Origin of the sequence: Micromonospora sp. NBC_01638 (genome assembly GCF_045209745.1) — a bacterium.
GTDB lineage: Bacteria > Actinomycetota > Actinomycetes > Mycobacteriales > Micromonosporaceae > Micromonospora.
On sequence record NZ_CP109273.1, the window covers coordinates 5015700 to 5042439 of the forward strand.

The 26740-nt window shown below is 68.7% G+C and carries 24 protein-coding genes and 3 pseudogenes; 13 read left to right on the top strand and 14 right to left on the bottom strand.

What is annotated here, in order from left to right; translation table 11 throughout:
• The first annotated feature begins 33 nt into the window (after positions 1-33).
• The 7 genes and pseudogenes from OG811_RS23495 to OG811_RS23525 all read left to right on the top strand — a co-directional run bounded on the left by OG811_RS23495 (position 34) and on the right by OG811_RS23525 (position 6335).
• Entirely contained in the window at positions 34-1548 is a 1515-nt protein-coding gene (locus tag OG811_RS23495; RefSeq protein WP_406068722.1) for an RICIN domain-containing protein, read from the top strand.
• A gap of 523 nt (positions 1549-2071) precedes the next feature.
• Positions 2072-2374, top strand: a complete 303-nt coding sequence (locus OG811_RS23500) for a transposase (protein WP_406068724.1) — start codon at positions 2072-2074, stop codon at positions 2372-2374.
• Positions 2371-2916: pseudogene (locus OG811_RS23505) on the top strand (IS3 family transposase); the annotation flags it as partial. The gene OG811_RS23500 and the pseudogene OG811_RS23505, both read left to right, overlap by 4 nt.
• Positions 2917-3025: 109 nt before the next feature.
• A complete protein-coding gene (locus tag OG811_RS23510; protein ID WP_406075879.1) occupies positions 3026-3253 on the top strand; it encodes an integrase core domain-containing protein in 228 nt (75 codons plus the stop codon).
• A 212-nt stretch (positions 3254-3465) separates the two neighbouring features.
• Positions 3466-3972 carry a SigE family RNA polymerase sigma factor gene (locus OG811_RS23515; protein ID WP_406068726.1) on the top strand — a complete coding sequence of 169 codons (507 nt, stop codon included), beginning with the start codon at positions 3466-3468 and terminating at the stop codon, positions 3970-3972.
• The gene (locus OG811_RS23520) at positions 3969-5345 is read left to right on the top strand and encodes a hypothetical protein (protein WP_406068728.1); all 1377 of its coding nucleotides are present in this window, start codon (positions 3969-3971) and stop codon (positions 5343-5345) included. The genes OG811_RS23515 and OG811_RS23520 overlap by 4 nt, the downstream gene beginning before the upstream one ends.
• A gap of 312 nt (positions 5346-5657) precedes the next feature.
• Positions 5658-6335, top strand: coding sequence for a universal stress protein (locus tag OG811_RS23525; RefSeq protein ID WP_406068730.1), 678 nt, complete (start codon positions 5658-5660; stop codon positions 6333-6335).
• A gap of 122 nt (positions 6336-6457) precedes the next feature.
• Here the strand turns inward: OG811_RS23525 and OG811_RS23530 are convergent, their stop codons facing one another.
• The 4 genes and pseudogenes from OG811_RS23530 to OG811_RS23545 all read right to left on the bottom strand — a co-directional run.
• Complete coding sequence (locus tag OG811_RS23530) at positions 6458-7672, bottom strand: globin domain-containing protein (RefSeq protein WP_406068732.1); 1215 nt, start codon at positions 7670-7672, stop codon at positions 6458-6460.
• Between the two features lie 27 nt (positions 7673-7699).
• Positions 7700-8128 (bottom strand): RrF2 family transcriptional regulator, encoded by a 429-nt coding sequence (locus OG811_RS23535; protein ID WP_406068734.1) that lies wholly within the window; start codon positions 8126-8128, stop codon positions 7700-7702.
• A 144-nt stretch (positions 8129-8272) separates the two neighbouring features.
• A pseudogene (locus tag OG811_RS23540) lies at positions 8273-8569 on the bottom strand (hypothetical protein); the annotation flags it as partial.
• Positions 8570-8612: 43 nt separating this feature from the next.
• Positions 8613-8675: pseudogene (locus tag OG811_RS23545) on the bottom strand (hypothetical protein); the annotation flags it as partial.
• Positions 8676-8731: 56 nt separating this feature from the next.
• On the opposite strand from OG811_RS23545, the gene OG811_RS23550 reads away from it, so the two are divergent.
• On the top strand, positions 8732-9445 hold the full coding sequence (locus tag OG811_RS23550) for an IS6 family transposase (protein ID WP_406075880.1): 714 nt from the start codon (positions 8732-8734) through the stop codon (positions 9443-9445).
• Here the strand turns inward: OG811_RS23550 and OG811_RS23555 are convergent.
• The gene (locus tag OG811_RS23555; RefSeq protein ID WP_406068736.1) at positions 9391-9888 is read right to left on the bottom strand and encodes a hypothetical protein; all 498 of its coding nucleotides are present in this window, start codon (positions 9886-9888) and stop codon (positions 9391-9393) included. The two genes, OG811_RS23550 and OG811_RS23555, sit on opposite strands and share 55 nt — an antisense overlap.
• A gap of 406 nt (positions 9889-10294) precedes the next feature.
• On the opposite strand from OG811_RS23555, the gene OG811_RS23560 reads away from it, so the two are divergent.
• Complete coding sequence (locus OG811_RS23560) at positions 10295-10420, top strand: hypothetical protein (protein ID WP_406068737.1); 126 nt, start codon at positions 10295-10297, stop codon at positions 10418-10420.
• Between the two features lie 155 nt (positions 10421-10575).
• Here the strand turns inward: OG811_RS23560 and OG811_RS23565 are convergent, their stop codons facing one another.
• Positions 10576-11805 carry a PucR family transcriptional regulator gene (locus OG811_RS23565; RefSeq protein WP_406068739.1) on the bottom strand — a complete coding sequence of 410 codons (1230 nt, stop codon included), beginning with the start codon at positions 11803-11805 and terminating at the stop codon, positions 10576-10578.
• Between the two features lie 400 nt (positions 11806-12205).
• Between OG811_RS23565 and OG811_RS23570 the strand changes: the two genes are divergently transcribed.
• The gene (locus tag OG811_RS23570; protein ID WP_406068741.1) at positions 12206-12964 is read left to right on the top strand and encodes a dihydrodipicolinate synthase family protein; all 759 of its coding nucleotides are present in this window, start codon (positions 12206-12208) and stop codon (positions 12962-12964) included.
• Between the two features lie 171 nt (positions 12965-13135).
• On the opposite strand, the gene OG811_RS23575 is transcribed toward OG811_RS23570, so the two are convergent.
• Together OG811_RS23575 and OG811_RS23580 are read right to left on the bottom strand one after the other, a co-directional pair.
• Entirely contained in the window at positions 13136-13480 is a 345-nt protein-coding gene (locus tag OG811_RS23575) for a hypothetical protein (protein ID WP_406068742.1), read from the bottom strand.
• 75 nt (positions 13481-13555) lie between these two features.
• A complete protein-coding gene (locus OG811_RS23580) occupies positions 13556-16303 on the bottom strand; it encodes a M36 family metallopeptidase (RefSeq protein WP_406068744.1) in 2748 nt (915 codons plus the stop codon).
• A 755-nt stretch (positions 16304-17058) separates the two neighbouring features.
• Here OG811_RS23580 and OG811_RS23585 point away from each other — a divergent pair.
• Positions 17059-18828 carry an LVIVD repeat-containing protein gene (locus OG811_RS23585; protein WP_406068746.1) on the top strand — a complete coding sequence of 590 codons (1770 nt, stop codon included), beginning with the start codon at positions 17059-17061 and terminating at the stop codon, positions 18826-18828.
• 76 nt (positions 18829-18904) lie between these two features.
• Here OG811_RS23585 and OG811_RS23590 read toward each other — a convergent pair whose 3' ends face one another.
• Positions 18905-19576 (bottom strand): DUF305 domain-containing protein, encoded by a 672-nt coding sequence (locus OG811_RS23590; RefSeq protein ID WP_406068747.1) that lies wholly within the window; start codon positions 19574-19576, stop codon positions 18905-18907.
• 203 nt (positions 19577-19779) lie between these two features.
• Positions 19780-21009 (bottom strand): RNA-guided endonuclease InsQ/TnpB family protein, encoded by a 1230-nt coding sequence (locus OG811_RS23595; RefSeq protein ID WP_406067995.1) that lies wholly within the window; start codon positions 21007-21009, stop codon positions 19780-19782.
• Between the two features lie 25 nt (positions 21010-21034).
• Here OG811_RS23595 and tnpA point away from each other — a divergent pair, with 25 nt between their 5' ends.
• A complete protein-coding gene (gene tnpA, locus OG811_RS23600; RefSeq protein ID WP_406068748.1) occupies positions 21035-21283 on the top strand; it encodes an IS200/IS605 family transposase in 249 nt (82 codons plus the stop codon).
• A gap of 66 nt (positions 21284-21349) precedes the next feature.
• Here tnpA and OG811_RS23605 read toward each other — a convergent pair whose 3' ends face one another.
• The 4 genes from OG811_RS23605 to OG811_RS23620 form a co-directional block, all read right to left on the bottom strand.
• The gene (locus OG811_RS23605; protein ID WP_406068749.1) at positions 21350-21643 is read right to left on the bottom strand and encodes a cytochrome P450; all 294 of its coding nucleotides are present in this window, start codon (positions 21641-21643) and stop codon (positions 21350-21352) included.
• Positions 21644-21988: 345 nt separating this feature from the next.
• Positions 21989-22936, bottom strand: coding sequence for a hypothetical protein (locus tag OG811_RS23610; RefSeq protein ID WP_406068750.1), 948 nt, complete (start codon positions 22934-22936; stop codon positions 21989-21991).
• A 110-nt stretch (positions 22937-23046) separates the two neighbouring features.
• Positions 23047-23391: a PadR family transcriptional regulator gene (locus OG811_RS23615; protein WP_406068751.1), complete on the bottom strand. Its 345-nt coding sequence runs from the start codon at positions 23389-23391 to the stop codon at positions 23047-23049.
• A 143-nt stretch (positions 23392-23534) separates the two neighbouring features.
• A complete protein-coding gene (locus OG811_RS23620; protein ID WP_406068753.1) occupies positions 23535-24623 on the bottom strand; it encodes a hypothetical protein in 1089 nt (362 codons plus the stop codon).
• A 576-nt stretch (positions 24624-25199) separates the two neighbouring features.
• Between OG811_RS23620 and OG811_RS23625 the strand changes: the two genes are divergently transcribed.
• Positions 25200-26369: a low temperature requirement protein A gene (locus OG811_RS23625; RefSeq protein WP_406068755.1), complete on the top strand. Its 1170-nt coding sequence runs from the start codon at positions 25200-25202 to the stop codon at positions 26367-26369.
• Positions 26370-26740: the final 371 nt, after the last annotated feature.

Sequence of the window (26740 nt, forward strand, 5' to 3'; positions counted from 1 at the left end):
CCCCGACTGTGACCTACACCGATTGGACATGTCATGACACAGAGGAAGTCGTTCCATGGACACGTATTGCCGAGCACCCGGTTGCGCCGTCTGCTGATCGCGTTGGTGAGCGCGATGACGGCGATGGTTGGCGTCGTCGTCGTCGCGTCGTCGCCGGCCACTGCCGCGACCAGCCAGTTCCGAGGCATGAACTGGGCCGTGTTGGGTGACAACTTCAAGACCGGCCCTCTTGTCGTGCAGGGTCTGAGCTCGTCCGACAGCAACGCGACGGTTCGGGCCAAGGCCAATGCCCTCTACGACGACATGGCATCCACCATGGGGGTCAACACCGTCCGGCTGCCCATCAACACGCACACGGTGGGGACGGCCTGGTGGGAGGCCTACCGAGGTGCCATCGACGCGGCCACCGCCCGCGGATTCAAGGTCATCCTGGCGTACTGGGAGGACGGCGCCGCTTCCGGCGGCAGGATCACGAACCTCGCCGCATGGAACGCGATGTGGTCCACGGTGACCAACACGTACGGCTCGAACACCAACGTCTACTTCGAGCCGATGAACGAGCCGCACGGCTACAGCTCGGCGGAGTGGCGCGACGTCGCGGCGAACTGGCTGAGCTACCACTACTCGGCGGTGCCCGGCCGGGTGCTCATCGGTGGCACCGGCTTCAGCCAGGACCTGCGCGACATCTGCAACGACACCCGCTTCAACTCGACCCTGCTGTCCTTCCACTACTACGCGTTCTTCTACGGTGCGATGACCTACGACGCCTTCCGCAGTCACATCCAGACCCGCCTGGGCAATTGCGCCTCCCGCGCGGTCGCGACCGAGTTCGGCGCTCCCATGAACGACGGCCGCAACTACGCCGACGCGGGCAGCACCGACAACTTCGTGCGCTACATCCGCGCGATGGCGCAGGTCATGCGCGACAACCAGATGGGCGGCACCTACTGGCCCGCCCTCGGCGGCAAGCCGGGCACCATCGGATACGACTGGTACTCGATGTTCGCCCTCAGCGGCAGCGGCACCAACCTCAACCTGACCGTCCGCAACACCTCCGGCGCCGACCAGATCCGGTACGCGTGGGGCGACACCATCGGCGGCGGCCCCACGACACCTCCGCCGTCGACGGGGACGTACTACCGGATCACCGTGCGGCACAGCGGCAAGGCCATGGACGTCCAGTCACCGAACACCGACAACGGTGCGCGTGTCGGCCAGTACACGTACGGCGGCAACGCGTGGCAGCAGTGGCAGTTCCAGGACGGCGGCAGCGGCTACTGGCGCATCATCAGCCGGCACAGCGGCAAGTGCCTCGACGTGGTCAGCGCGTCGACCGCCGACGGCGCCGAACTCATCCAGTACACCTGTGGCACCGGCGGCAACCAGCAGTTCCAGATGGTCGCCAACGGCAGCTACTTCCAGCTCCGGGCACGCCACAGCGGCAAATGCGTCGACGTACCGGCCGCGTCGACCGCGGACGGGGTGGTCCTGAAGCAGTATTCGTGCAACACCGGCACCAACCAGCAGTGGTCCCGCACCGCCGTCTGACGGTCGTTCCGACGTAACGACCGATTCACGATGGCTTTCCCGAGCCGGACAACGACGGGTTGCATGTCGGCAATCCGTCGTTGTCTTGGCGGCGGGCGGCTTCGTAGCGTCGCGGCTACGGATCGATGCCCGGTGAGTCGCTGGAGATACCGCTTGACGCAGAATGGGCAGGGTGAGTCGACCGAGGCTCGTCACCTGGACGGCCCTGATCGTGTTCGATCACCGATCATCACTACAGGGCAGCCGGCAGCGACTGCGCTGGCAAATCCTGTAGGGGAGTCTTCCACGACGGCGCAGCTTGGAGGGTGTGCGCCAGCGCCGCAGGCTTGCATAGCAGGCGAGCGTGCGGAGAGAACTTTCACCGCCGGCATCCCTCCCGGATCCGTTCGGTCGCAACGAGGGCCGGGAGGATCTCTGTGGCGGTGCCGCGCGTCGTGTGGGGTCATTTTCAACTGCTGTTTGAGGTTCCCCCTGCGGACCGGACATCCTGAGCCCAGACAGTGGTCTGGGGAAGGATGGCCTGGTGCCACGTCCATCGAAGTACCCTGAGCAGTTCCGTAGGGACGCTGTTGAGCTGGTCCGCTCGTCGGGTCGATCGCTGCGTGAGGTCGGTCAGGAACTCGGCGTCAATCATGAGACGCTGCGGAATTGGGTGAACGCCGCGAAGACCGCCGTGGCCGGCGGTCGCGGTCGCGGCGAGGTGCCGGTGAGCGCCGACGAGCGTGAGGAGCTGCGTCGGCTGCGTAAGCAGGTCGCCGAGTTGCAGGTCGAGAAGGAGATCCTGCGCAAGGCGGCCGCCTATTTTGCCAAGGAGATGGGTCGATGACCCTCCGCTACCGGTTCATCTCCGAGCACCGCGCCGACTACGGCGTGCAGCGGCTGTGCCGCGTCCTGGCGGTACGACGTCCCGGCTTCTACGAGTGGCTGACCGCGCAGCCGGCCCGTGAGCAGCGTGCCGCGGCCGAGGACCAGCTCGCCGCCGAGATCGCCGCCATCCACGGCGGGCACCGTGGCGCCTACGGCTCCCCGCGAGTGGCCGTCGAGCTGCGCAGACGGGGCCGGCGGGTCAACCGCAAACGGGTCGAGCGGATCATGCGCGAGCGGGGCATCGTCGGGATCACCCGCCGTCGACGCCGCTCGCTGACCCGGCAGGACCAGACGGCAGCGCCGGCGCCGGACCTGATCGGGCGGGACTTCACCGCCGACGCCCCCGGGCAACGCCTCGTCGGGGACATCACCTACCTACCCACCGCTGAGGGCTGGCTCTACCTGGCCACCACCATCGACCTGCACACCCGCGAAGTCATCGGCCACGCCATGGCCGCACACATGCGCGCGCACCTCGTCGCCGACGCCGTCACCCTCGCCCACCAACGCGGCCTGGTCGACCCCGGCAGCGATCTTCCACTCCGACCGCGGGCAGTACACCTCTACCGAGTTCCGCACCACCCTGACCAGGCTGAACATGCGGCCGTCGATGGGACGGGTCGGCTCCTGCTACGACAACGCCGTCACCGAATCGTTCTTCGCCACCCTCAAAGCCGAGATCGGCACCCGCGTCTGGGCCACCCGAGCCGACGCCCGACGAGACGTCTTCGCCTACCTCACCTACTACAACCACAACCGTCTACACTCGACACTCAACCACCGCACGCCCCACGAGACGCGCGCCTGCTACCGTCAAACCCACGCCCTCGCGGCATGAAACCCTGGTGTCCGGTCCCGGGGTGGAACCTCAGAACATCCGCTCATGGCCGCTGACAGCGCGTCGGGGGCGACCGGAGCCGAGATGAGGGCGGCGATCCTGGGATCGGCTTGGCTGGATCAGCCTGGATGTGACCACCACGCGACTTCGATCACAACCCGCCACAACCGAAACGGGTCTCGGGCCACTCATAGTTTTGTGGGGAGGCCGGGTTGCGGAGTGAACGAGAGTACGTCGAGTACGTGCAGGCACGCATGTCGTGGCTGCGACGGCTGGCATACCGACTGTGCGGGCAGTGGTCGGCCGCTGACGACCTGGTGCAGGAGTGCCTCGTCGCGCTGTACCGGCATTGGCGGAAGGCGTCGGCGGCGGACTCGCTCGACGCCTACGTCCGGACGATGCTGGTGCACGCCTACCTGGCGGAGCGGGAGCGGTCCTGGAACCGCCGGGTCCGGCCCCTGGCCGACGTGATCGGGCCCTCGACGGCGCCGCTGGCCGGCGCCGAACACCGCGTAGACCTGCTGGCTGCGCTCACGAAGCTGTCCCGCGGGCAGCGGGCGGTGCTGGTCCTGCGTTACTGGGAGGACCTCGACGTCGCGCAGACCGCGGCGGCGTTGGGCTGCTCGACCGGGAACGTCAAGAGCCAGACCTCGCACGCCATCGCGGCGCTGCGCCGCCTACTGCCGAACTACGTTCCAGGAGGGTCGAACACGCCATGAGAGAACTGTTCGCCACCCTGCCGGACGATCCGCCGCCGCTGCCGCCCGGCTACCTGGACACCGTGCTCACCCGGGGCCGCCGCTCGGTTCGGCGTCAGCGGTTCGGCACCGCCGCGGTATGGGCGGTCGTCGTGCTCCTCCTGGTCGTCCTGGTCGTGCCCGGCGTCCAGCTTCCCGTCCAGACAGCGGCCCCGTCGACGAAGCCAAGCCTGCCGGACCGCTTCGCCGGGTACTCGATGCTCACCAGCACCGTCGCCAAGGCTCCGCCCGGCCGCGCGATCGCCCTCTATGGCTACGGCAACGGCGAGACGTTCAACATGTTCCAGTCACTGGTCGTCGGGGCCGACGGGGACACGTACCGGCAGGTAGACGCCATGGAAGAGCGGAACCGCCCGTCGGCGCTGCTCGCCCCGGACGGCACCCGCGTGCTGCTCGGCGACGATCGCGGCGCGACCCGCGACCTGATTCTCGTCGACCTGACCAGCGGCGGGCGCCGTTCGATCCCGCTCGGCGACCCGGTCGGCGTGCGGCTGCTGGCCTGGTCCCCCGACGGCCAGCACGTCGCGTACAGCGCCGCACCCCTTACCGGCTACGACGAGTTCGGGACCGTCGAAGGCGAGGTGGCCCGCACCGGTACGCTGCGGCTGCTCGACCTGTCGACCGGACACAGCACCGAGGTTCCGGCGATCAAACCGGCGTGGACAGCGGCATTCGCCCCAGACAGTAGCCGCCTTGCCGTGCAGGTCGGCCAGAAGGTCCACCTCGTCGACCTCGACGGCCGCGAATACGGCAGCGTCCAGATCACGGCCGGACGCGAGCTGGCCGCCAACGTCGGCTGGTCGCCGGACGGCAGGTTCCTCGCCACCGTGCCATGGATCTCAGAGGGACCATTCACCGGCACAACCGGCGGCCACACCGGCCACGACGAGTACCTGTGGAAAGTGGGCAACGTCGACTTCGTGCCCGTCACGGACGCCAGCACACCACCGGCGCCGGTCCAGGACGTCGGGCGACTACTCGGCTGGCGTTCCGTGGGCAGCGTGATCGTCGCGACCATCAATGCCGAAGGTCACACGTCGCTGGCGGAAGTGCAACTCGGCGACGGCACCCGCCGGACACTGTCCCGCTTCGACACCGGTTCTACCTGCGAGTTCGGCATGCAAATCTGCCATACCTACGATCTGCACCTAGCCACCGGTCTGCTGCCCGACCTGACCGTCCGGAGCGCCGGTCGCCCGCAGCGCGGCCCCCGGCCGATGCTCGTGAACGCGGTCATCGGCGTCGTCGTCCTCGGCACCGCGTTCCTGCTCTGGCGCCGGACACGTCCGTTGACGCGTCCCCGACCATCGGAAGTGGAATCGCCACAGTTCTAACCGCGACGCGCTCGGACCGCGCGACCATGCCGCGAAGCGTCCACCCGACGGCATCCGCCGCCCCCGAGCCGACCCCGGCTCGTCACCGAGGGTGATGTCGGCGCCGGTCGCCGGCGTCCGGTCACGCCGATGAGATGACATGCATCGGCTTCGTTCGGCGTGGCCGTGGAGCTGCCGAGGAGCTCGGCGTGGCTTGCGGGTCTTGACAGGTCCGGCTTCGCGGAGGTCTCCTCAGCTAAGACGCATTGACGAGTGTCCGACTCCCGGTGCGTTAGACATCGATGGTCACGGAGCCCGCCGGACCGGGCCGAGTTGCGCGCGGAGAATCTCGTGGCGATTGCGCAGATGCCGTCCCTGGCGGGCCGGCGGGAGGAACTGGCTGTTGTCGTCCTGGAGTGGTCGGAACGCGGCGCCGGGCCGCAGGCGCAGTGGGTGGGCTGCCTCGGCCAGCTCGGTGTCGACCTCCGCGACCGGCTCACCGACCCGGACCCGGCGGTCCGACTCCGGGCCGCGTTGGCCCACGAGGATGCCGCGGTGCCGGGAGCTGATTTTGGCTGCGCTGGCGGAGCTGCCACCCCCGGGCTTGGTTCATCCGGATCCCGCACCGCGGCAGACGCCGCCTTCACCCAGGCTCGGCTCCGCGACGCCGAACTGATCCTCGCCTATCAATCGGCAGGCACAAGCCCGGCCAGCGCCATCGCGACCAGCGACGTACCGTTCTGGCGCGCAGTGGGCGACTCCGCGGCGGACGCGCATGGGATCAGCGTGCGGTACCCGGATGTCGAGTACCGCACCGAAGTGTTGTCGGGGGATTCCGCTGCCGCAGCATTGATGACTCTCAGCCGTCGAACTTCGGCCAGTCTGCTCGTTGTCGGTTCGCGCGGCCTGGGCGGCTTCCGTGGACTGGTGATGGGATCAACGTCGCGTAGCCTGATCGATCATGCGCCGTGCCCGGTGATGGTGGTCCCCTCGGACCGCGACGCGGATTGACAGGTCAAGGCCAAGCATGGCAGCTCCGGCGTGGGACACAACCTCCGACGACGTTCGTCCCGCCCCGGATGCGTCAACCATGCAGATCAGCTCCGGCGGCAGCGTCTATCAGCAAGTGTTGATCAGACGGTTGCGGGGATCGGGGTGGACCGCCACTGTTCCGAGCCGAAGACTTCGTAGCGAATCTGTTCGTCGTTCACCCCACGGCGGTGTAACCCGGCGCGCACCGCTTGCATGAATGGCACCGGGCCGCACAGGTAGACGTCGGCGCCGGGGTCGAGCGGGATGCTGTCGGTGTCGATGAAGCCCTGGTTCGCACCCGGGGCGTCGCTCGCTTCCTCATACCAGACGACCGCGGTGAAGGATGTCAGCCGGGAGCCGTGGCTGTGCATGTCCAGTCGAAGCGGGTGTCGTTCGGGATTGCGGTCGGCGTGCACGATGGTGACTTTGCGGGTCGGCTGGGTGCGGGCCACATGATCCAGGATCGCGGCCATCGGGGTGATGCCCACCCCAGCGCTTACCAGGACCAGCGGCGCAGTGCTGTCGCGCAGCGTCAGGTCGCCGTACGGGTGGCTCAGCCGGAGCCGGGAGCCGGCGCTCACCCCGTCGTGCAGGAAGCTGGAGACCACGCCGTCCGGGGTGCCGCCGCTGCCGCGTACCCGGCGGATGGTGATCCGCAGGGTGCCGCCGGTGGCTGCCTGGGAGAGGGAGTACTGCCGCAGCTGGCGGCTGCCGTCCGGCAGGTCGGCGGCGACCGTCACGTACTGGCCCGGCAGGAAGGCGGGAGTCGGCCGCCCGTCGGCGGGGGTCAGGATGAACGACACCGTGTCGTGCGCTTCGGCGATCTTCTTCGCTACCACGTACTCGCGCCACGGGTTGGCGCCGTCGACTCCGGCCTCGGCGTAGAGGCGTGCCTCGCGACCGATCAGCCGGGCGGCGAAAAGCCAGTAGACCTCGTCCCAGGCGGCGGCGACCGCCGGGGTGACCGCGTCGCCGAGCACGGCGCCGACGGCGCCCATCAGGTAGCGACCGACCGTGGTGTACTGCTCCGGGCGAATGCCCAGCGCACAGTGCCGCTGCGCGATGCGTTCGACGAGGTGGTCGAAGACCACGGCGTCCGGTCCCGCTCCGACGAGGTGCGTGGCGAACGCGGCCACCGCGCCGGCCAAGGCGCTCTTCTGCTCACCGGTGGCCTGCGCGCTGCGGCTGAACAGATTGAGCAGCTCCGGGTTCTCGCCGAGCATCGTGTCGTAGAAGATTCCGGAGATCTGGTCGAGGTGCCTGCCGACGATCGGCAGGGTGGCCTCGATGATCGGGACACTGGTGGTAGACAGCATGGTTCCTCCAGGCGAGGAGTGGGACGGTTACCGGCGGCCGAGGCTGAGCAGCACCTGCCGGGCAGGCGGTGCGCTCAGGTCGGCGACGGTGATCGGGTCGAGGGTGGCGTAGAACGCCTCCTGGGCGTGGCGCAGCGCTCCGCGCAGCCGGCAGGCCTGGCTCAGCGGGCAGGCCCGCTCGCCTTCACAGTCGGCGACTTCGGTCTCGCCCTCGAGCTCACGCACCAGGCCACCGATGGAGGTGCTGTGCGCGGTGGCGGCGAGGCGGACGCCGCCGCTGCGGCCGCGGACGGTCTCCAGCAAGCCCAGGTGTTGCAGCCGCTGCACCACCTTGGCCAAGTGATGCCGAGGGACCACGAGTGCCTCGGCCAGCTCGTCGATGGTGAGCCGGTCGTCGCATGTCGCACCGAGCATGAGGATGCGAAGACTGATGTCTGTGGATCTGTTGAGCCGCACATCGCAACCCTACCGATAAAGAGAATCTCAGACTCCTCTTTATGGGAGGTGTCACGGAGATCGCAGCCGCGGAGACAGAAGCCTGAGGATGTGCCGGCCGAGGCCCAGCTAGCGCCGTGACCACGAACGTTGACGGTGTTGGGGTCAGGCTGCGCGGGTGGCGGGTTGGCCCCAGCGTTGTTGTCGTTCGCTGCGGATGCGGATGCGGATGCGGATGCGGGCGCGTTCGCGGCGTTGGGCGGCCAGGATGTCGGGGTGGCGGGCGTTGGCGTTGCGCCAGCGCAGGTAGGCCTGCAGTTTCCGGGTCATCGCGGGGTGGTTGGGGTGGTTCGAGCCGGCGATGACGAAGGTGCGCAGCGGCCCGAACTGGGCCTCGATCGGGTTGGCCCAGGAGGCGTAGGTCGGGGTGAAGCAGAGCTCGACCTTGGTCCAGGCTGGCCATCCCCATCTCGTTGAACCGGTGGATGACCAGCCGGATCGTGTCCCGGTCGGCCTGCACCAAGCGGGCGATCGCCGGCACCGTGTTCCCACCGGCAGACGCGAGCACGACGGGTTTGTTGCGTTGCTCGTGTCCAGGGATCGAGGCAGGCTTGATGGGTGAAGCTGTCGAGTCCTCGTCGTCCCTGGTCGCCGCCGAAGTCGGCGTTCACCGGGTTCCGGTTTCCCGCAGAGGTGATCATCGTCGCGGTCCGGTGGTACCTGCGCTACAACCTCTCCTACCGGGACGTGGAGGAACTCCTGGCTGAGCGCGGTGTCGAGGTCGACCACGTCACCGTGTTCCGGTGGGTGCAACGGTTCACCCCGCTGCTGGCCGACGCCGCCCGGTTCGCTCGCCACTCCCCGGGTGACCGGTGGTTCGTCGACGAGACCTACGTCAAGGCCAACGGGGTTTGGCGCTACGTCTACCGCGCGATCGACCAGCACGGACAAGTCATCGATGTGCTCGTCTCAGCTGGCCGTGATGCCGCTGCGGCCCGGCGGTTCTTCCAGCGCCCACTGCGGACGCTGAAGGTGACGCCCAGCGAAGTGGTCACCGACGCCGCTCCGGTCTACCCCGCCGTGCTCGACGACCTGATCCCCTCAGCCTGGCACCACGTCGAGCGGCACGCGAACAATCCGATCGAGGCCGACCACAGCCAGCTCAAGCACCGGCTACGACCCATGCGCGGGCTCCGGACCGACCCAACCGCACAGGTGATCATCGCCGGACACGCGTTCATCCAGAACCTCCGCCGCGGACACTACGAACTCGGGCTCGACAGTCAGCCCAAGCTCCGAGTCGCTTCGGCGTTCAGCGAACTCGCCCGGGTCATCTGACGCGGACCCGACCCGGGCGTAACGCGCCTCCCGATCAGATAATGCAACGGCACCTTGCGCCGCATCTCTTCCTCGATGGCGGTGACCGTCGTCGGCCCGAGGTCCTCCCCGAGGGGTCGGTACCGGTACCGTTCGATGCCCTGCGCCCGCCAGGGGACGTTGGACGTCACCGAGACGAACGAGACGCCCGCCGGGGCGTGCGCGTAGAGCCACTCCACGGCCCGGTGATCGGCCGGCCGTACCTGCTCGAACGCATCGTTCCCGTACCGGGCGACGAAGAACGCGCCGATGAGGACGGTACTCAGCACGCCCGCCGTCAGGGCCGCGAGGGCGCGCCGCCGCGCCGGCCACACGGGGACCAGCACCGCAGCCAGGAGGATCGCCATGAACGGCAGGGCGAAGGCGTAGACCCGAAGGAAGATCTCGCCGCCGTAGCTCTGCATCGCCAGGAGGACGAACGGCGCCCCGGCGAGCGTCCGCCCTGCCGCAGCATCTCGCCGAACCGGGCGACGTCGGCGGCCGTGCCGAACAGGCCGGCGTTGCCCGCCGTTCCGCCCAGGGACCACGAGTTCTCGTCGTGGACGCTGCCACGCAACATGCCACGACCGATGTCGGTGTTCGGTGGCCGCGGCCTGGGCCGTGCGGGCGGGGTCGGGCCGGAAGCCGGTGCCGGTCAGGCCCAGGGGCCGGCAGATCCGCTCCTGCACCTGAGCCAGACCCCGTTCGACGTCCTCAAACCCCACCTACGGCAGGTACTGGAGGAGGAGCAGGGAATCTTGGTCGAACTTGACCCTGCGTCCCCCCGCTACCTGGAACCGCTATCCCCCGAGGGCGCCTGCGGACGTCCGTATGTCAGATGAGGCGATGCGCAATATCCGGCTCGTCCTTGCCGACCGCTACGAGGCGCTGGTCGTCTTCTTCGGCGCCGCAGCCAAGGACGGGCGAGCTGGCAATACATGCGGCCCGGCTGCCTGAGCGCGTGGACGCGATAACCCGCTTCCATGATCCGGTCGCCGGGCTCTTGCCCCAATGGTGGGGGAGCGGGACGCGGCGGAAGCCTGGCGACGTCCTATCGCCCCCCCCGTTACCCCAGCACGCCGCGAAACGGCCGGCCGGGCTGGCCGGGGGCGTCACGCCGTGCGGTAGTGGCCGGTGAGCCGACCGAGCTTCATGGCCAGGTGCAGGCACAGCCGTTCGTTGCCGTCCTTGAGGTCGGTCCCGGCGAGCTGTTCGACCCGTTGCAGCCGGTAGTAGAGGGTGGTCCGGTGTAGTCGGAGCTTTTCGGCGGTCGCGTGCGCGTTGCCCGCTAGGTCGAGGTAGGCCTCCAGGGTCTCCAGCAGCACCTGGTGGGCGTCGTCGCGCAGCAGCCGCTCCAGCCCGGGATGGACGCCCGCGACGTCAAGGTGCTGGCTGTCCAGTTGGGACAGCACCCGATAGATGCCCAGGCCGGCCCAGGAGACCACCCGGCCCAGCGCGGGCAGTTGCGTACCGACCCGGGCCGCCTGCGCGGCCTCCTGGTAGGACTCGACCGCGCTGGACAGCCCGGCGCGGGGCTGGCCGATCCCGGTCACGGTCCGGTCCACCGAGGCCAGGCCCCGGGTCGTGGTGCCCAGCGCCTCGTCCAGGTGCCCGGCGGACGCCTCCGGCGAGGGGCGGCCGGCGACCCGGTCGCCGCAGACCAGCAGCACCCCGTGGTCGTGCCAGACGAGGTGCAGCGTCTCCCGCACTCCGATCCACCGGCGGGTGGTGACCAGGGCCTGTTCCAGGGCGATCCGGGCCACCTCGTCGGGCTGCCGCCCGCCGGCCGGCACGAGCTGGGCGACGAGCGCGACGGTCGACCCGTCGGCGGCCACCACGCCCTCCTCCAGCAGCGCCCGCGCCGCGTGCTCGCGCGCCTGCTGGCTCTCCACCAGTAGGGTGCGGGTGGCCTCGGTCTCCCGCTGCGAGGCGAGCTCACCCAGCAGGTTCTCCCGGTACAGTGCCAGCGACAGGTCGGTGAAGGCGCCGGTCGCGGTGGCGATGTCGGCGTCGGTCATCGAACCGTCCGCGTCGATGAACCAGACGAACCCGAGCAGCAGGTCGTCGTGCCGGATCGGCACGCAGACCCTCGCCAGCAGGTCCAGCTCGGCGCACGCGGGGGTGCGGACCGGCGCGCGCGCCGTGAGTACGCCCATGCCCCGGAACCAGGCGATCACCTCCGGCGTCGTCTGCCGGCGCAGGATCGACATCCGGCGGACGTCGTCCATCGGGCCGTCGTGCTCGCTGTAGGAGACCACCCGCTGCCGTCGGTCCTCGATGAGGGCGGGTCGCCCCACCCGGGCGGCGACGGCGTCGACGATTCGCTGGAGCTCGCCGTGCATGTATCTCCCCTGGTTGCGCTGCGTGACAGGGGTCGCGCGACCACCAGTCCTTACCCTCCGGTGCGGTGGGTCATCGCGCAAGGTCCACTGTCGAAGTCGCGACAAAGAACGGGCGGCAACGCGACTGTTCCGGCATCTGTCCGAAGACCGGAGGCGACAGACGTTCCTAAGGTTCCGGTACGGACTGCACCAGTGCCGCCGCGCACAGTGCGGGTGGGGTGACGAGCGGTGCCGGCGCGGAGAGGGGATTTCCGAGTGGGAACTGGTAGGCCCTGGCGGGGCGTGCTGGTCGCCATCACCACGCCGTTTCGCGTCGACCTGTCGGTCGACTTCGACCAGCTCCAGGAACACGTCCGTTGGCTCGCCGCCGAGGGGTGCCACGGGGTCGCGCCGTGCGTCGATGGGGGAGTACCGGGCCCTCTCCGACGACGAGCGGGCCGCCGTGGTGCAGGCCGCGCCGTCCGGCTGCGCGGTGGTGCCCGGCGTCGGCGGCTACGGCAGCAGGCAGGCCCGCCGCTGGGCGGAGCAGGCCGCCGAGGCCGGTGCCCACGGCGTGCTCGCGCGGCCACCTGACGGGCCCGCCGCCCGCGCCGCCGACGTGGTCGCCCACTACCGGGACGTGGCGGCGGTCGGCCTGCCGGTGGTCGCCCACAACGAACCGTACGACACCCGGCTGGACCTTACGCCGGACCTGCTGGCGACCGTCGCCGAGATCGACGGGATCGTCGCGGTCAAGGAGGTCACCGGCGACGTACGCAGGTTGCATCGCCTGCGGGACCTCTGCCCGCACGTTGACGTGCTGGTCGGCGCCGACGACGTGGTGCTTGAACTGGTGCTGTGTGGTGCCACGGGATGGGTCGCTACCCTGCCCAACGCGTTGCCCCACCAGGCCGTGCACCTGTACGAGCTGTGCGTCGCCCGCGACCTGGGCCGGGCGCTGCCGCTCTACGCCGAGCTGCATCCGATCCTCGGTTGGGCCTCCCGGCCGGAAGCCATGCAGGCCGTCAAGCTCGCCATGGAGTGCGCCGGGCGGTTCGGCGGGCGGTGCCGCCCACCGCGCGGACCCCTGTCCGGGCCTGCCGTCGACCGGGTGCGCCGGGACGTGCTGCGGGCCCTCGCGGCAACGGCCGAACCGGCTTCCGGGGCCCGCCCTGGCTGATCCGCCGGTGGGCGCCGGTCCTTCAGGTGTCGGAAGTCGCCGGCCCACCTGCCGACATCTGCACGGTGACCGGCACCGGCCCGCCCTCCTAGCTCGAAAATGAATCGTGAGTGGGCGGGCGGTAGCTCCCGGCGGAGCGCAGCGAAGCCGGGATAGATCTTGGTGGTCAGGTTAGGCGGCGGCTTGAAGGGTGACCTGGTAGCCGAGGGCTTGCAGGCTGCGGATGTGGTTGCGGACGGCGCGTTGGGTGCCGCCGCGGCTGTCGTAGTAGTCCGGGCCAAGATCGGTGAAGGTGGCCTGTTCGGTGGCCAGTAGCTGCCACACGATGACCAGGATGGATCGGCCGACAGCAACGATGGCTTTCTTCTTCCCCCGCCTCCCCTCTGCGCCGACGTCGAGCAGGCCCTCGTCCCTGAGGCGCTCGCACTGCTTGTCGAGGAGGGCCTCCACGTCGCCGCTGTCATCGCCTCGAGGTCGCATCGCCGATAACCGGTGCGCGATGTCGGCGACAAGCACCAACTGCACGAACCGGAGGGAGCGTTCCGTGGTCGGGACGCTCCCTCCGGCGTTGGCTGGTGCCGGTGTTACGGCTCAGCGGGTGAACTTGAAGTAGGCGCGGTGTTGGAATCCGTTGTCGAGGGTGAGGACGAACTCGCGGCAGGTGCCGGCCCAGGCGGGGTCGGTCTTCCACGGGTAGTTGTACTGGCCGTTGGCGTTGGCGGACATGTGTGATCCGCCGGGGTTGTGGGCGGCGACCGGGGTGGGTCGGGGGGTGATTGAGCCGTCGGGGTTGACGGTCTTGAGGGTGTTGCAGTCGACCAGCCGCGAGTACGGCGAGCCGCTGGCGAGGATGTCCAGGCCGCGGTTGGTGGCCAGCTTGAACTTCATCGGGGCGGCGGCACCGGCGGTGACGGTGTTCAGTGCCGGCTGTGCGGTCCGGCCGACGAAGTCGCCGCGGCAGGACGGGTGGGTGTCGAATGCCTCGCTGTTGTCGTCGCGGGCGGTCGTGCCCTGCACGGCGCTGTAGCCGACACCGCGGCGGGCGAACGAACTCCAGATGATGCAGGCGTTCTCACCGCCGGTGAGGGCGGCGTCCGAGGCGATGATCGCGTTGCGGGCGGTGACGAAGCCGGGAGCGCAGCCCTGCATCTTCAGCCCATCCATGACCAGTTGCATGGCGAGGTTGTTGCCGCCGGTGTTCCACGGCTCGTAGATGTTCGGGTTGAACCCGTGCCGGTCGATCAGGTTCCAGGTCATGTCCCACAGCACGGAGGTCCAGCCGTGGCCGATGCCGTGCGGCGCGGCCAGGGAGGTGCCGTTCAGCCAGCCACCGGTCTTGATGCTGTCGTAGGTGAACGGCTGGGTCTCCATGTTCCGCGAGTACGGCCGCGGCCGGATGCCGCCGCCGTGCCGGTCGTCCTGGAACAGGACGTACGGCCCCATGCCGCGCTGGCCGTCGGCGGTGTCGAACTTCGGGTCGAGCAGCATGGTGAGCGCGACGTAGTCGCTCCAGCCCTCGCCCATCTGCTCGGTGCCGGTCAGGCAGTTGACCGTCGGGCCACCGGTCAGCCGGTTGGAGATGCCGTGGGTGTACTCGTGGATGATCACGCCGGCGTCGAAGTCACCGTCCCGGATGCCCGGGTGGTTCGGGTGCTTGCGCAGCGAACCGGTGACATCGCCCGCGGCGATGGCGGCCTTGATGGCGTTCCCGTCGGCCTGGGTCACGGCGACCGCCGGGATGGTGACCGGCGCGGTCGTCATGGCCCCGGTCAGCACCGGCGCGCTACCGCTGGCGTTGTGGGCGACCACCACCGCCTTGGCGCCGACGGACTGGGCGACCTGGGCCCGCTGAAGGTAGGTGCAGGCGGTGGTGCCGCCGTCGACCACGCTGATCCACGCGCCGGCCGGCAACGTGCCGGGGTACGCCGCCGTGGTGCAGCCCGTGCCGGCGTACACGAACCGGTGCCCGGCCAGGCCAGCCACCGAGGGCGCCGGAGAGAACCGCGACCAGGACGCGTCGAACGAGCCCACGCCGTCCACGACGACCTGGTTCGGGCTGCCGAACTGGGTACCCGGCCAGAGGTACATCTGCATCCGCGGGGCGCCACCGTCGAGGGCCGGGGTGGAGAAGTTCGCGTTGTTGGTGCCAGCACCGTCGGCCGCCTCGCCACGGACGTAGTCGCCGCCGTTCCCGCCACGCCCGTAGTTGTTCGCCTGGAAGTTCCCCGACACCTCGTCAAAGCCGTACTGGTACGTGACGTCGTGGATGATGTTGTTCCAGTAGAAGAGGTTGGCGGTCGCCGCGTCCCGGTAGCTCTGCGCGTGCTCGGCCAGGTCGAGCGGGAAGTTGAAGGACAGGTTGGCCCCGCCGTCCGGGCTGCTGCCGAAGTCGACCGCGTTGTTGTTGTCCTGGTCCTGGTAGGCGTGGACGTTGTTGCCCTGGGTGGTGGTGTGCTCGGCACCGGGGGCGCCGTCGGTGTCGTGCCAGCCGTGCGGCGAGGCGGTTCCGTCCGCCGGGTTGGTCACCAGGGTCCGTGGCCCGTCGTTCGGGCTCTCGGCCGGCCCGGCGAAGACCTGGTAGCTCGACCCGTCCTGGACCGGGTTGCGTGAGCCGAAGGCGGCGCTGTTCAGCGTCGTCGACCGGTTCGGCGCGCTGCGGTTTAGGTTGCTCGCGACCTCCTCGACCTCCTCGTGGGTGGTCCAGTCGTCGGCGTTGAGTAGTTTGCCGGTTTCGGCGTCGACGGTGGCGTTCCAGAGGTGGGTGTCGGAGGAGTCGTCGATGACCAGTTGCCAGGCGAGGCGGAGTCCCTTGTCGGTTTGTTGCCAGCCGAGTTTGGCGGGGATGGGCTGGTCGGAGATGCCGCTGCCGGAGACGATGGTGCGTTGGGCGGTGCCGCCGGTGCGGCTCATCACCTTCGGGTTGGCGGGGTCGGCCAGGTTGAGGGCGTCGGCGGCGGCTTCGACGGCGTCGACGGCGTCGAGGGTGGCGGTGCCGGTGGCCTTGTCGGACAGTCCGGGTAGCAGGGTGTCGCCGACGAGGATGACGCTGCCGTCGCGGGCGATGTTGACGGTGGCGGTGGCGCCGAAGACTTCGAGGTCCTTGTGGCGCTGGGCCAGGTTGACGTGGGTCACTCCGTTGTGGCGGCTGGTGTAGCTGGATGCCACCGCCAGGTCGGCGAGATCCGTGGCACGGACCCCGAAGTCGGCCGGATGCGCCCGCAGGTAGTTGGCGGCGATCTCGTTCGGCGCGCCTTCGTTGGGGCCGGTCAGGAAAATCGGGTTCGCCGGGCCGGCCTTGCCAGGATCGGCCCAGGCCGCTCTCGCGGGCAACGAGGTCATGGACGCAACAAGCGTTGTGGACAGCAGCAACGCGGCGTTGCGGCGACCACGGGACAAACGCGGATGTAGGGGCACCGCTGCTCCCTTCGGGGGTTGGACAGGACAGCGTGGAGCGCCGATTCGCGACCGCCGCAGCGACCCGCCGCGCGGATCCGCGGCGCTCACCCCGGCGATTACGTTCAGTAATCGAACCGGTGCGAGGTGAATGGCACCGACGCTACGGTGCGGCTTGTGGACCGATCATCCGACGAGTGGCGGAACAATTCGATCAGCAGCTCCTACGCCTGTTGCGGCCCCTCCGGTCGCGCCTGACGTGCAGACGCCTTTCCTGGCGGAGGCCGCGAGAGCCCTGGCCGGAAACAGAGCTACGGGAGTGAGAGCGACCGGCGGCGGTCGGTGACGGTGGAGTGCCTCCGGTCCCGGTACCGTGAGTCACGGTCGCCGGCGGTGCAGGGGGACGACGATCGCGGGCCCCAGATGAGTCGTCATGCGACGATCGGGCCGGGTCGGTCCGTATTGTATCGTGCCGTCCCGGTAGGACGGAGATGAGGTGGATCTCCCGCGCCGATGGTTTTGGGGCGAACCGACGGCATTCCAAGCGGCAGTCGCGCACCAGTTCACTTACGCAAATGCCTGCATATCCCGCGGACTCCTTGACCAATGACCGATCGCCGATACGGTCCTTACTCAACTCACACGACGCGCCTCTCACCATCCGGGCGTCGCGTCGGGGTCTTTCGATCGGAAGGCGGCAAATGAAGCATCGATTGGGTTTTAGGTCGGGTAGGGGGCGGCAGGCGCTCGGCGTGCTCGCCGCAGGGTTACTCATGGTCGGCGTGCTGCCCGGCGCGGCGTCAGCAGCGGAGCCCGATCCCCGGATCGGCCTCGGCGGCGGCTGGCTGGACGCGCAGTCCGCGATCAGCAACCTGGAGCACCTGGCGCACCGCGACAAGCCGGCGGGTATGGTCGACCCGGCGAACCCCGGCAACGGCGGCTTCTACAACTCGGACTTCGGCTTCGGCGGCAAGTACGCGTTCACGGGCAACTACAACGGGTTCAACATCATCGACGTCTCCAAGCCCGCCGACCCGACGCTGGTCACCAGCGTCGTGTGCCCGGGTGGACAGGGTGACCTGTCGGTCCACGGCAACCTCCTCTTCATGTCCGTGGAGGAGACCCGCGGGCGGGTCGACTGCGGCACCAACCCCAACGTCGGCACCCGGTTCCAGGGCGTCCGGGTCTTCGACATCAGCAACGTGCTCAACCCGGTGCAGGTCGCGGCCGTTCAGCTCTGCCGCGGCTCGCACACGCACACCGTGGTGGCCGACCCGAAGGACCCTGCCAACGTCTACGTCTACGTCTCGGGCACGGCCTCGGTGCGCCCGGCGACGACGATGGAAGGCTGCAACAACAACCTCGCGGACGGCGAGAACCCGTCGCGGTGGCGGATCGAAGTCATCAAGGTGCCGGTGGCGGCGCCTCAGCAGGCCGCCGTCGTGAACCAGCCGAGGCTCTTCGCGGACCCCGGGACGGGCCGGATCGACGGCCTGCAGAACGGGCCGCAGACGCCCCGGCACCCGTCGGGGGCGACCTGGTCGCCCACGCCGAACACCAACGCCTGCCACGACATCACCGCGTACCCGGAGATCGGGCTGGCCGCCGGCGCCTGCCAGGGCAACGGCATCCTGATCGACATCTCGGACCCGGCGAACCCCCGCCGGATCGACGAGGTGTCCGACCCGAACTTCGCGTACTGGCACTCGGCGACGTTCAACAACGACGGCACCAAGGTCATCTTCACCGACGAGTGGGGCGGTGGTAGCGGCGCTCGTTGCCGTGACACCGACCAGCCGGAGTGGGGCGCCAACGCGATCTTCGACATCGCAAACCGGAAGATGAAGTTCGCCAGCTACTACAAGCTCCCGGTCCCCCAGTCGCTGCAGGAGAACTGCGTCGCGCACAACGGATCGCTGATCCCGGTGCCCGGCCGCGACATCATGATGCAGGCCTGGTACCAGGGCGGCATCTCGGTGTTCGACTTCACCGACTCGGCCAACCCGCGCGAAATCGCGTTCTTTGACCGCGGGCCGGTCAACCCGAACGCGCTCGTGCTCGCCGGGTTCTGGTCGGCGTACTGGTACAACGGCAACCTCTACGGCAACGAGATCGCCCGCGGTTTCGACGTGTTCAAGCTGAAGCCCAGTCAGTACCTGTCGAAGGCGGAGATCCAGGCTGCCGAGGAGGTGCGGCTCGACCAGTTCAACGCCCAGGGCCAGCCGAAGATCACCTGGACGCCGAGCTTCGCGGTCGCGCGTGCGCACTACGACCAGCTGGTGCGTGCCGGGGCCATCGGCCACCCGCTGAATTCTCAGGTCGACAAGTTCCTGGCACGGGCCGAGGAGTTCGCGGCCGACGGCAAGCGGTCCGCTGCTGAGGCGCAGTTGCGGGCACTTTCCAACAAGCTCGGTGCTCCCGAGCACCAGGCGCTGAAGACGGCGGTCCTGAAGCTGGCGGAATCGCTCTGACCCATCCCTGATTGAAGGGCACCTCGACTCGAAGCCATCGAGTCGAGGTGCCCTTCACTTTCCCGTCAACCGGGTGTCAGCGCATCTTGGCCAGTAGCTCCTGCATCCGCTGGATCTCGATGCTCTGGTCGGCGTTGACCTCACGGGCGAACTGATCGCTCGCCGGCTCGAGCCCACCACCCGTCGCGTAGAGCTCCTCCACCATCGCCAGCGCGCCCTGATGGTGACCGATCATGAACGTGAGGAAGAGCCGGTCGAACTCCGCGGCGCGCGCCTGCTTGAGCTGGCCGAACTGCTCGACGCTCAGCATCCCGGGCATCAGCTTGTCGTGGCTAACATGACCCGCGCCCGGCCCCATGGTCGGCACGCTCCGCTCCTCGAGCCACCGTTGCATCAGCGCGATCTCGTCACGTTGCGACACGTCGATCCGCTTGGCGAGCAACGTCAGGTCCGGGTTGGTGGTACGGCCCTTGAGGAGTGCGGTCATCTCCAGCGCCTGAGCATGATGCGGGATCATCCCCTGAATGAACAGGGTGTCGGCCGCGGTGAACCCCGGCGGCGCGAGCTGAGACACCTCGTTTCCTGACAGTGATTTGCCCGGTTGGCCCGGCGCGCCCGGCTGGACCGCGTGCGCGCTCGGCGGACGGTACGGCGGATCGCTGTCGGGCCACAGGGCGACGGCCACGCCCGAGCCGACGACGACCGTGGCTACCACACCCATAATGATCAGGCGACGAGACAGGACCATGATTCACGTACCCATTCAGCTTGAGCTGCGCAGAAGTGAATAGCCATCGTGCCCCATGTCCGTCGCCGTCACCAGGCCCAGACGGCTACGCATCGATCACCCACGGGCCGACGGATGGCCGATTCCCTCCGGCACCACCCAGCTGATCGGCAGGCGCTTCACGCCGCGCTGGAAGTTCGAGCGCAGTTGACATCCTCGCCGTCCTAAAGGACGGAGATTCCCTCCACGCTGCGCGTGGAACACGCGGCGTCCGGGTGGGTTACCGCTTCGCCGCGCGGTGCCAGCACGGATGCTGGTCTTACCTGCGCTCCACGGTCGTTGAAGTCCGCCTGTCCGGCGGCCTTGACATTCTTCGCGGCGTTGACGTCCCGGTCGTGGGCTGCGCCGCACGGGCAGTCCCACGCTCGGACGTTCAGCGTTAACTTGTCGTTGACCCGGCCACAGTCGGAGCACATCCGGGTCGACGGGAAGAACCTGTCCACCCGGGCGAACGTGCGCCCGTACCGGGCAGCCTTGTACTCCAGCATGCCGGTGAAACTGGCCCACCCCGCATCGTGCACGGACTTCGCGAGCCGGGTCCTGCCGAGACCGACCACGCACAGGTCCTCGACGTACACCGCTTGGTTGTCGCGGATGATCGATGTCGAGAGCTTGTGCTGCCAGTCCCGTCGGGTGTCGGCCACCCGCGCATGAGCGCGGGCGACCTTGACCACGGCCTTCTTGCGGCGGTTGCTGCCCTTGGTCTTGCGGGACAGGTCTTGCTGCAACCGCTTGAGCTTGCGGGCCGCGCGGCGCAGGAACTTCGGTGCGGTCACCTTCGTGCCGTCGGACATGACCGCGAAGTGGGTCAGGCCCAGGTCGATACCGATCTCGGAGTCCGTCTCCGGGAGCGGCGCGTCGGTGGTGTGGACGACGAACGAGGCGAAGTACCGCCCGGCCGCGTCCCGGATCACCGTGACCGAGCTGGCCTCGGACGGCAGGCCGCGCGACCACCGAACCGGCACATCGCCGATCTTTGGCAGCCGAAGTCGACCGTTGTCGAGGACCTTGAACCGGCTGTTCCTGGTGAACCGGATTGCTTGCCGGTTGTCCTTGCGGGACCGGAACCGCGGCGGTGCCACCTTGCGGCCCTTGCGCTTGCCGGTGACCGAGGAGAAAAAGTTACGGTACGCCACGTTCAGATCCGCGAGTGCCTGCTGCAAGACCACGGCGGACACCTGACCCAACCACGCCCGTTCCAGGGTGTCCTTGGCCTGGGTGATGACCCGCTTGGACAGGTCGGCGTCCGAGACGTACTCCTCGCCAGCCTCGCGTGCCTGCTGACGCAGACGCAGCCCGTCGTTGAACACCACCCGGGCACACCCGAACGCTCTCGCCAACGCGGTGCGCTGAACGGCGTCCGGATAGACCCGGAAGTTGTAACGAAGCTGCACGAGACCGAGTGTCCCATGTTGGTCTATGGCAGATCTTGAAGGCATCCGCACTGGTAGACCCGTCAACTTCCCGCCCAAGGCGGCCCTGGCGAAGCTGGTCAACTCCCTCAAGGGCGTGTCGAGTCGGCGGACGCGCCAGGAGTTCCCCGAACTCGCGCGTCACTACTACCGGGCCAACAAGCTCTGGTCAGGCGCGTACTCCGCGGGCTCCATGGGCGGAGCACCGCTGAGCACCGTGCGTCAGTACATCGAGCAGCAGAACCGCCCGGTCTAAGGCACTACTCGGGCCTTGGCGGCCCTCCCAGCACGGACCTTCACCCCCGCCCTGAAAGGCGGAGCACTAGCCCGCGACCCGGTAGCGGGTGCGCCCGCGTACGTGATGCTCGCGGTGCGCGAGCAGCGCCTTGAACAGCGCACGTAGCTGGCACCGGGCCAGGTGCGCGCCGAGGCAGAAGTGCGGTCCGTGGCCGAAGACGAGGTGCGGGTTGGGGTTGCGGGTGAGGTCAAGCCGCTCGGGGTCGGCGAAGACGCGCTCGTCGCGGTTGGCGGACGTGAACGAGACCACCACCTTGTCCCCGGCCCGTACCGGCACCCCGGCGATGGCGGTGTCCGACGTGGCGGTACGCCGGAACACTGTCCACGGACCATGACCTCCCGCCACTCGCATTAGATGCGAGATCTTCGCATCTAATGCGACCCGCTTGTCAACGCGCAGGTCAGCGTTCACGAGGTCTACAGTCGCCGAAACCGCTACTAACGCGACCAGCAGCGCGAACTTCGGCCACGGCTCGCACGCAGACTGTCTTGTATTCGCATCAGATCGAATACGCGGCGGTTGTAGCTTCCAGCGAAAAAGCAACGCTGAGCGGTTGGTCGAGGGGTGGTTGGGCTGAGCCGGCTGTAGCTCCCAGCCCGAGAACAACGCGAAGGGCGAGGTGCTGCTGGGCGCGTGTGTTCGCGGGTTGGTCGGTCTGGACCTTCAGCTGTTGTTGTGGGCTGCGCCTGCTGCGGGAGCGAGGACGGCAGCCTGTGCCCGCCGGTGGCCGTTTCTGGTCAGCGCCCAGGCGCCGGTGAGCAGTAGCGCCGAAAGCGCTGCGGCGGGGCGGGCGAGGGCGAAGTGGTAGCCGAGCCATGGGGGTGCCGCGTACGCGTCGGTGTCGGCGATGACCAGCGCGGTGATGTTGAGTAGGCCAGCGGGGACGGCCGTAATGACGCCGGCCACTGCCAGGACGGTGGCGAACGGTCGGACGGTGGGTGGCCGCCGCCGGCTGCGGGCGATGGCCGCGGCCGTGGCAAGCCACCCGAGCAGGATGCCGGCGGCCGCGCCGAGCCAGGCGAGGTGGTACGCCTCGCGGGGTGGCGTGGGATAGATGGAGACGACCACGTCTTCGGTGACGCCGTCGCGGCCGGCGTGTAGGACCGTGATCCGCATGCCGGACCGCTCAGCGATCAGGCGACCGTCGTCAATCCTGGTGCGCCATCCGCCATCGTGTAGGCGGTTCGACGCGGTCGTGAACGCGGCCGCGCGATTGCGTACCGGTCTGGTGTAGGTCAGGTAGACGCCGCTCGCCTCGATTTCCGGGCTGCCGAGAAGTGGGACCGCGATGGCGTCGATCGCCGACTCCGTGGGGCGGATCAACCCGGTGTGCCGCACGACGTCGTCGGGCTGGCCGGTCGGCAGGACCGGCGCGGCGAGCACGGTCGCCTGATCGATGCTGGGCAGCGGCGCCGCCCTCGCCTGCCAGCCGAGCCACCCCGCCGCGGCCGCCGCGGCGCTGCCGCCGACCAGGCTCAACGCCACCGCGAGCAGGAGTGCGGCGACACCGCGCACGCGCAACCGGCACCACACACCGTCAAGGACCACGGCGGCGGCCTCCCGAGGGTTCGCCCGCCCGTGAGCGGCGCCGTCGAGCAACGCAGTGAGCATGTCGGCGCCATACAACGACCGATGCCAGCGGGGGTAGGCCAGCAACAGGCGCCGGTAGCGGCGCGCCAGCCGGTCTGATTCTTCTTGAGACAACGCCGCGTTCCTCCAGTTCAGGGCGGGTTGAGAAGGCCGCTGCCGGCGATGCCCGGAACGGCATCGAGGCGGCGAATGGCGATGACGGCGAGTTCGCGACGGCGCTGCGCCTCGTCGTGCAGCGCGCCCGCCCCGTCCAAGGTCAGCCGGTAATGGCGGCGGATTCGGCCATGGGCCCACTCGTCTTCGTAGGCCACCTCGACCAGGCCCTCCAGTGTCAGTCGGTCCAGCGCGGCATAAAGAGTGCCCGGCCGGATGGTGACGGTTCCGCCGGAGACCTCCTCGATCGCGCGCATGATCCCGTACCCGTGCAACGGCGCACCGGCGAGCACGGTGAGGACGAGAAACGTGGGCTCCTGCACGACAGACACTATAACGATGATCTGCATAGGCCGCAGCGTCGTACGGCGTGTGAGTCCGGACCGCCCGCACGAGTCGGTCGAGGGCTGGGCGTGGGCGATGCCAAAGTCTCGCAGCGTGGTAGAAGTGTCCCGGAAACGAGGGTTTACGGGACGGTCCGGCTGTTGAGGTAGGCGGTCCAGTCGGCTTGTGCGTAGCTGCTCCAGGCGCTGGCGGTCTTGTAGGTGAGCCCGAAGAGGTCAGCGATCACGGCTGCGGGCAGTTCGGCCGCGAGGGCGATCAGAGCGGTGTTGCGGGCGGCACCGACGGGGATGCCGTGCCGCCGGAGCCGGGCGCCGAGGGTGGCTGGACCGATGGGCCGAGTCGGCGGTCGGCCGGGAAACAGGTAGGTCGTCAGCGCCGGAGTGGTGGGCCGCAGACCGAACGTACGTGGTGGTTCCGCGATGAGTTGGTCGACGAGCTGCGCGAGGTTCGGTGGCAGCAGCACCGCCACGGAGTCGATCGCTAGGTAGGTGCCTCGGTTGTCCCGGCTCAGCCGGTCGATGGTCAGGCTATGGATCTTCGACAGGCGCACGCCGTAGAGCAGGATGAGGCTGCCGGCGACCTTCACGTCGAGCGGCGCGGGTCCGCCGGTGGTGAGGCAGCGTCGCAGCAGATCGAGATGGTGTTCTTCGGCGATGAACCGCGAAGGGGTGTCGTCACGACGACGGGCGATGATCAGCTCTGGAGTGATCCGGCGGGCGGCGGTCCCGGCCGTGAACGCTCGGACCGCTCGACGTCGCTTGGATCTGACGAGGGCCATGAACTCGTCCAGGTGAGCTTGCGTGAGGTCATCGATCGTCAGGTGGCGCTCCGTGAGCCAAGACAGAAGGACGAGCGCCTGGCGGATGTCCTCGCGGTCGGCGTTGGCGGAGCTGCCGGTGTATCGACCGCGGATGGCGGCTCGGCGGGCCTTGCGCAGGACGACCCACTGGGCGAAGGGGCGCACGAGTCGTTGGTGCTCGGCGGGCTGGTCGGCGAGTTGGGCGTCGAGCCATGGCCCGAGCCGGGCAAGAGGTTCCAGCCGATCGGGCAGCACATTGGTGGCGATGAGCAGTTTCCGGAGGTAGTCGACCGCGGCCATCCTCGGTGATTGCAGTAGTTGGTCGAGGACGGCGTGGGTGACCGGGGTCCCGGTGGATGCCAGCTCGGCGAGAAGCCGGGCGGAGTCGCTGCGTCGTCGCCAGGCGAGCACGTTCCGGGGATCACAGCGAGTTAACCAACAGAGTCAACGCCGGGGCCGTGGCAGACCCCCTTCATCGTTGGTTGCGTATGCCACGAGATCGTCTGTGGGGGAGAACATGGCGACAAAGGCCCAACATGGCCACGTTAACAAAGCGCGCGGGCACCATGTCGGCCAACGCCTGGGCTCAGGAGTGTCCGATCATTTCTCCGACCGTCCCCACTGCCCCTTGGTTACGCGTCGGGCGGGCGCTACCCCCGCTGCATGTCTGGGCCCGCCGACCCTCATCCCTAGACGCCCTCGACGGGTTGCCCAATACCGCCCACGACACCGCCGTGGAGTTGTGCGCGGCCAGCGAGTTCGTCGGCCTGTGCCAGCGCTGGTGCTGGATTCCGGCCGCAGGACCCGGGACGTGGGCCGGGGGTTGGGCGTCAACCCACGAGACGCTGCGTAGCTGGGTGGCTCAGCTGCGGCAGGAACCGGTGCAGCAGGGTGGGTCCTGGCACCTGATACGACCCGTTAGGTGATGATTGCCAGTAGTAGTGACCGCGTGGGGGAGGGGGCGGGCGATTGGCTGGAGGCGGCAGGTTGACCCGGCTGTCCCGTACCGTCGGTCTGCTGGGGCTACGCTATCCCGGCGGGCCGGAGCTGAACGAGGAGCGGCACGCCACCTGGCTTGAACTCTTCTTCGACCTGGTATTCGTCCTGGCCCTGTTGGGCGTGACCGCACGGTTGGACACCCGTGCGTCGCCGAGTGCAGCAGAGCTCGTCGTTGCCGTCGTGCTCTACGTGCTCATCCAGTGGTCATGGATCGGCCAGTCCTTCTACGACACCCGCTACGACCCGGACGACACTCTGCACCGACTGCTCGTGCTGGCCGCGACGGGCGGCGCGGGCGCCATTACCCTCGGTGTGCCGGAGGCTCCGTCTGGGCTGCTGTTGCCGGTCGGGTACCTGATCGTGCGTGGCTGTCTGCTCCTGATGTACCTGCGAGTCCTCACAGCAGACCGGTCCGCCCGGGATCTGGTCGCCGTCTACCTCACCGGATTCGGTACCGGCTGGTTGCTCTGGGCTGGGTCACTGGCCATCTCCCCGACCGCCCGACCGGCAGTGTGGATCACCGCCCTGACTATCGAGCTGCTCACCCCATGGCTCGGCCGCCGCTGGCTCCGCCGCCATCCCGTACACAGCACCCACCTGCCTGAACGGCTGGGGCAGTTCACCATCATTCTGCTCGGCGCCACGCTGACCAACCTGCGTGACGCGGTACCCACCGCCCACCCGCCCGCCCGCGTGGTGGCCGCCGCCTTGGCGGCCTTCCTCCTGCCAGCCAGCATCTGGTGGATCTACACCACCTACGTGAACAGCAGGCTCGCCGTGCCGCAGTTGGGCAGCGGTCAGGGCTACGCCTATCTCCACTCACCCGCTGGCGCCGCCGTGCTCTTCCTAGGCTGGGCGCTGGGTGTAGTGGTGTACGAGATCGGGCAGTCGCGTCAGATGCCGCTCAACGCGCGACTCGTGCTGGGCGGATCGATCGTCACGTGGATGCTGTGCGGGTTGGGTCTGCACCGCTTCGCTCTCGGTCGCCTGCCGCGGCGCCGGTTCATCGTTGGCCTGGTGGGAATCACGCTGGCCATCGTGGTGACGCTGGTGGTCACCGAACCTGGCCTGCTGCTCGGGCTCACCTCGGCGCTTCTCGTCGGGTACGCCATCGTGGTCAGCCCGCAGATCCTCAAGGCCACCAAAGATTATCGATGAGCCTCCTTGCCATAACGGCGGCGCCCCCCGAACGAGTGCCCGCTCAGCCCTGTTCGCCCCATTGCGCCCAGGGGGGCTTGAAGCCTCGCGCTTGAGCCCCAGGCAACGATTCCGCTTCCTTGAGCTGGCGTTGCTGAGCCTCTGACCTACGCGAGCGGTGCATCGACGTCCATGGTTGTGCGGCTTGTTCGCACCCGTAGTCACTCAGCTAGACACTCACCTTGACGCCGCCAGCCTGGCTGCCATCGCGGTGCTCCTGTGGATGTAGGCTCCGCTGGTCGTCTCGCCAGCGGGGTTCGACCCCTTCGTCCCGAACGCGGTTACGGGACATCGTTCGATGACATTCGATGTCGTCTTGCACTGCGGAGCAT